The sequence below is a fragment of the Arthrobacter sp. HMWF013 genome (assembly GCF_003061105.1).
Classification (GTDB): domain Bacteria; phylum Actinomycetota; class Actinomycetes; order Actinomycetales; family Micrococcaceae; genus Arthrobacter.
In genome coordinates this window covers 1-5555 of the sequence record NZ_QAIQ01000348.1, presented here as the reverse complement: position 1 = coordinate 5555, position 5555 = coordinate 1, and the positions used below count along the sequence as shown (strand labels likewise).

Here is a 5555-nt window from a genome sequence, read left to right as displayed (position 1 = left end):
TTGCCGTTGCAGCACCAAGGCCGTGGGCCTCGGCGGTGAAGTCAGTTCCGCTGCGGGCGGCGTCCACTGCGAGGCGCCAGGCATCACGGCCGCCGGCAAGGAATTCGTGGGCCACGGCCAGCTCGCCCTGGACCTGCCGGGAATCTGAAGGCAACTGGCCCGGTGGCTGCGAAAACGGCGCGGTCCATTCTCCGCGCACCCAGCCAAGCGTGGCCGGCACTTCGGAGGTGCCCACGGTGGTCAGCGCCGCTCCCACCTCAACCTCGGGATTCACTCCTTCGGACAGGACCCGGAAGAATTTCACAATAGCCGCCGACTCGCCGTCGTCCACTATGACTGAGCTGTTGGACTGCTCGCCGGAGAGGACCTTGACGACACCATTGGCCGTCGGCAGGCGGTGGTCCGACCGGGTGCTGTGCCCCGTCGCCGAACCGGGACGCGACCCTTCTGACCGGATCAGCTCCAGCCACGCGGCCACAAAGGACGGGTCATATACGGCGTCGTAGATCCAAGGCATCCCGGCATCAGGCCTTCGACCCACCAGTCCCCGCTCAGCTCCGGCGAGCGGGAAATCCCGGTAACTCAAAGGAACCTGGACGACGTCCGTCCGGTTGCCGCCGTCGGCCGTGCGGTATGAAACGGCCAGCAGGAAAACCTCCAGCCGTGCCTGCCCTGACACGTCCTCAAGCCTCAGACTTCCCGCCTGTTCCAGCGCAAAGTCGGCCGTCTTCACGGGGAACCAACGCTGGCGCGGAAGCCATTCGCGCAGGACAGGGACCAACATGGCAGTAAGGGTGGGTTCGTTCATGTCAGTTCTCGATGGACAGGATGGGAAGTGCCTGCGTGTAGGGCGAGGACGGATTCGAGGTTGCCGAACGGATCCGCAGCCAGAAGAAGTCGTGGCTTCCCAGGGTCAGGGTCAGGGTTCCGTCACCGTCGATCCCAGGGAACGGCTGGCCCCCGAAGACATCACGCAGTCCGCGGCCGGCGAACTGGGGAATCTTGAGTTTGGCTGCGACCGGGTGCTGGGAGAGGTTGAAGGCGCACAGGATGGTCTCGCCGTCCTCCCCCGCGGTGTTGTCATCCGAGAGTTCCCGCAGATATGCCACAACGGAGTCGTGGTCTGCTTCCACATGCTTGAACGCACCCAGCCCGAACGCCGGGTGGTTCTTGCGTACGCTCAGGATCTGCCGGGTCCAGCGGAGCAGGGAACCGGAGTGGGCGGCTTCGGCTTCCACGTTGGCCATGGAGTAGTTGTACACCAGCGACTGGATCACGGGGAGGTACAGCTTGCCGGGGTCCGCGTGGGAGAACCCTGCATTCCGGTCCGGATTCCACTGCATGGGCGTACGGACGGCGTCGCGGTCCTCGAGCCAGATGTTGTCGCCCATGCCGATTTCGTCCCCGTAGTACAGGAAGGGGCTGCCCGGCAGGGACAGCAGGAGGGCGTTGATCAGTTCGATCTCCGCCCGCGAATTGTCCAGCAAGGGCGCAAGGCGGCGGCGGATCCCGATGTTGGCGCGCATCCGGGGATCGGGCGCATACCAGCCCAGCATTGCTGCACGCTCGTCGGCGGTGACCATTTCGAGGGTCAGTTCATCGTGGTTCCGCAGGAAGGTCCCCCACTGGGCCCCTTCGGGGATCTCGGGAGTGTCCTGCATGGTCTCGATGATGGGAGCAGCCTTCTGGTCCCGCAGCGCGTAGTAGAGGCGCGGCATGATGGGGAAGTGGAAAGCCATGTGGCATTCCGGCTCCTCCGCGGTGCCGAAGTACTCCACGACCTCGTTGGGCGGCTGGTTGGCCTCGGCGATGATGACGCGGCCGGGGTAGCTTTCGTCCACCATGGCCCGCAGCTTCCGGAGGAAGTCATGCGTTGCGGGCAGGTTTTCGCAGTTGGTCCCCTCCTCCTCGAAGAGGTAGGGGATGGCGTCCGCGCGGAACCCGTCGATGCCCTGGTCAAGCCAGAAACGGACCACATCGAAGAGGGCCTCGATGACTTTCGGGTTCTCAAAGTTCAGGTCAGGCTGATGGCCGAAGAAGCGGTGCCAGAAGAACTGCCGGCGGATGGGATCGAAGGTCCAGTTGGACTCCTCGGTGTCCACGAAGATGATGCGCGCATCCTGGTACTTCTCGTCCGTATCGCTCCAGACATAGAAGTCGCCGAACGGACCGTCAGGGTCCTTCCGCGATTCCTGGAACCAGGGATGCTGGTCCGAGGTGTGGTTCAGCGGCAGGTCGATAATGACCCGGACGCCACGGGCGTGGGACTCGGCCACGAGCCTTTTGAAGTCGGTGATGGTGCCGAACTCGTCCAGGACGGAGTTGTAGTCGGAGATGTCATAGCCGCCGTCACGCAGCGGTGACTGGAAGAACGGCGGGAGCCACAGGCAGTCCACCCCCAGCCATTGGAGGTAGTCCAGCCTGTCGATCAGGCCGCTGAAATCGCCGGAGCCGTCGCCGTTGGCATCCGCAAAGGCCCTGACCAGCACCTCGTAGAACACGGCCTTCCGATACCAGAGCGGATCATGGGGCAGACCAGGGGCATTTAGCTCAAAGGTGCCCTTAGGGGTGAAATGCTGACTGGAACTCTGCGGGTTAAAGCTCACTGATGCAATCTCCTCACGCTCAGGATGTGTGCGGGTTCGACGTGTGCGTCCAGGCGGACGTAGTTGTATTCGCCCCATTCCCAGGATTCTCCGGAAATGAGGTCTTCCACCAGGAAGCCGCCGTTGGGCGAGAGGTCTTCCGGGTCAAGTTCGAGGGCTGCGAGGTCAAGCGATACGGTGCTTTCCCTGATGCCGTGCGGATCAACGTTGACCACCACAATGATGGTGTCCTTGGTGCCGTCCGGCAGCGTCTTGTGCTTGGAGTACACGACTGTGGCGTCATCCGTGCTCTGGTGGACCGTGAGGTTCTGGAGGTCCTGCAGCGCCGGGTGGGCGTGCCGGATGGCGTTGAGCCTGGTCAGGTAGGGCGCCAGGGTGCGGCCGGATTCTGCGGCAGCGTCCCAGTCGCGGGCCTTGTACTCGAACTTCTCGTTGTCGATGTACTCCTCCGCGCCGGGACGGGCAACATGCTCATAGAGTTCGTAGCCGGCGTAGACGCCCCACAGCGGGCTGGCGGTGGAGGCCAGGGCCGCCCGGATCTTGAAGGCCGCCGGGCCGCCGAACTGCAGGTATTCGGTGAGGATGTCCGGGGTGTTGACGAAGAAGTTGGGCCGGAAGTACGCCGACGACTCGTGGCTGACCTCGTTGAAGTACGTTTCCAGTTCCTTCTTGGTGTTCCGCCACGTGAAGTAGGTGTAGGACTGCTGGAAGCCGGCCCGGCCCAGTGCATGCATCATGGCAGGCCGGGTGAACGCCTCAGCGAGGAACACGACGCCCGGTGCCTTTTTGTTAACCTGGGCGATCAGCCACTCCCAGAACCACACAGGCTTTGTGTGCGGATTATCAACCCTGAAGATCTTCACGCCGTGGCTGACCCACAACAGGACGATCCGCAGGATTTCCTTGGAAAGACCCTCGGGATCATTGTCGAAATTCAGCGGGAAAATGTCCTGGTATTTCTTCGGCGGGTTTTCGGCGTAAGCGATGCTGCCATCAACCCGGGTGGTAAACCATTCAGGGTTCGACTGAACCCAGGGATGGTCCGGCGCGGCCTGCAGTGCCAGGTCCAGTGCGACTTCCAGCCCAAGCTCCTTCGCCCGGGCCACAAAAGCATCAAAATCCTCGAAGGTGCCCAGGTCCGGGTGGATGGCGTCGTGGCCACCTTCCTTGGCGCCGATGGCCCATGGCGAGCCGGGATCGTGAGGACCCGCAATGAGCGTGTTGTTGGGCCCCTTTCGGTGCTGGACGCCGATGGGGTGGATGGGCGGCATATAGATCACGTCGAAGCCCATGTCCGCCACCGCGTCCAGCCGTTTCGCCGCAGTCCGGAAATTGCCGGAGGTCCACTCGCCGGTGTTGTGGTCCCGCACGGCGCCCTCGGAGCGGGGGAAGAACTCATACCACGCGCCGCGGCCTGCAAGGTCGCGTTCGACCAGCAGGGGGTACTGCTGGGAAACGGTGATCAGTTCACGGATGGGCTGGCGGTCCACAATGGCCGCCACATCCGGGCCGAATCCGGCGCCGAGGCGTTCCTCCTCGCTGAGGGACCTGTCCGCAAGGACTGCCGCCGCCATACGAAGGGTGCGCCGGTCCGCCGCAGTGCGGAAGACGTCGTCGGCTGCGTCCAGCAGCAGGGCCGAGCCTTCGGCGAGCATCAGCTCGACGTCGATGCCGGCTGCTACCTTGACCTCGGCATTGTGGTGCCAGGTTCCGTAGCGGTCGTGCCATGCCTCAATGAAGAAGGTCCAGTTTCCAACGGACGACGGCGTGAGGACGCCCTCCCAGCGGTCGGTCCCCATTCCGCGTTCCCCCCGGGGCGGCGCCAGCCTGACGCGCTGGCGCTCCTTTCCACGGGGATCAAGGAGTACTGCGGAGACGCCGAGCTGATCGTGCCCTTCCCGGAAAGCGGTGGCGCCCACCACAATCCCCTCCCCGGGCAAAGCCTTGGCAGGAAATTTTCCGTCGTCCACCACAGGTTGCACTGCGGTGATCGGAAAACGGCCAAACCTTAGCCCGTCGGTGATTTTGCCTTTCGGCTTTTTCTTTGAAGAGGCGGTGGTTCCTGAGTTAGTCGTCACCTGCTCGACGTTAGCGAGAAATGGGCCAGATTTCTAAGCCTGCTCATGTTTTTCCACCGCCGATTCGACTTTTCCGACACGTCAACTGTCATTTACCTAAAAGAAAGCCAAAGCAGTTCCGGCTGTCCTGGTTGTCGGTTAGTGTGGCGCAGGTGAAGGCAATCCGCAGATTTACCGTCCGAACTGTTCTCCCTGAACCCATCAGGCCCCTGGCCCGGCTGGCGACCAACCTGCGCTGGTCATGGCACCGGCCCACGCGTGATGTGTTCGCGGGGCTGAACCCCCGGATCTGGGAGGAATGCGGGCAGGACCCCATCAGTTTCCTCGGGCGGGTCAGCCGTGAGGAATTCCAAAGCCTCGCCGCAAACCAGGCAGTTGTTGAAAAGGTCCGGGCCGCCGCGGAAGATCTGGACCGTTACCTGGACGAGCCCCGCTGGTACCAGACCCTGGGGCAGGACGCCCCGGCAGCCATCGCCTATTTCTCCCCCGAGTTCGGCATCACCGAGGTCCTGCCGCAGTACTCGGGCGGTTTGGGCATCCTGGCCGGCGACCACCTGAAGGCCGCCTCCGATCTGGGCGTGCCACTGATCGGTGTGGGCCTCCTCTACCAGGCCGGTTACTTCAAGCAGTCACTCTCCCGCGACGCCTGGCAGCAGGAAACCTACCCGGTCCTTGACCCGGACGGCCTCCCCCTGACCCTGCTCCGTGAGCCGTCCGGAGACGGCAACGGCCGGCCTGTACAGATCTCGCTGCCGCTGCCCAACGGCCGCCGGCTCCTGGCACACATCTGGCGTGCCGACGTCGGGCGCGTTCCCCTGCTGCTCCTGGACTCAAACGTCCCGGGCAACGACGACGCCGCCCGCGGCATCAC

General features: G+C 63.7%; 4 protein-coding genes. 1 reads left to right on the top strand and 3 read right to left on the bottom strand.

Going from position 1 to position 5555, the window contains the following annotated elements; genetic code table 11:
- The 3 genes from DBR22_RS13195 to DBR22_RS13185 form a co-directional block, all read right to left on the bottom strand.
- On the bottom strand, positions 1-808 hold an 808-nt coding region (locus DBR22_RS13195), incomplete at its 3' end, for a maltokinase N-terminal cap-like domain-containing protein (protein ID WP_441296244.1).
- A 1-nt stretch (position 809) separates the two neighbouring features.
- Positions 810-2606 carry a maltose alpha-D-glucosyltransferase gene (gene treS, locus DBR22_RS13190; protein ID WP_108599398.1) on the bottom strand — a complete coding sequence of 599 codons (1797 nt, stop codon included), beginning with the start codon at positions 2604-2606 and terminating at the stop codon, positions 810-812.
- Positions 2603-4684, bottom strand: coding sequence for an alpha-1,4-glucan--maltose-1-phosphate maltosyltransferase (locus tag DBR22_RS13185; protein ID WP_108599397.1), 2082 nt, complete (start codon positions 4682-4684; stop codon positions 2603-2605). The genes treS and DBR22_RS13185 overlap by 4 nt, the downstream gene beginning before the upstream one ends.
- A 152-nt stretch (positions 4685-4836) precedes the next feature.
- On the opposite strand from DBR22_RS13185, the gene DBR22_RS13180 reads away from it, so the two are divergent.
- On the top strand, positions 4837-5555 hold a 719-nt coding region (locus DBR22_RS13180), incomplete at its 3' end, for a DUF3417 domain-containing protein (RefSeq protein ID WP_181365167.1).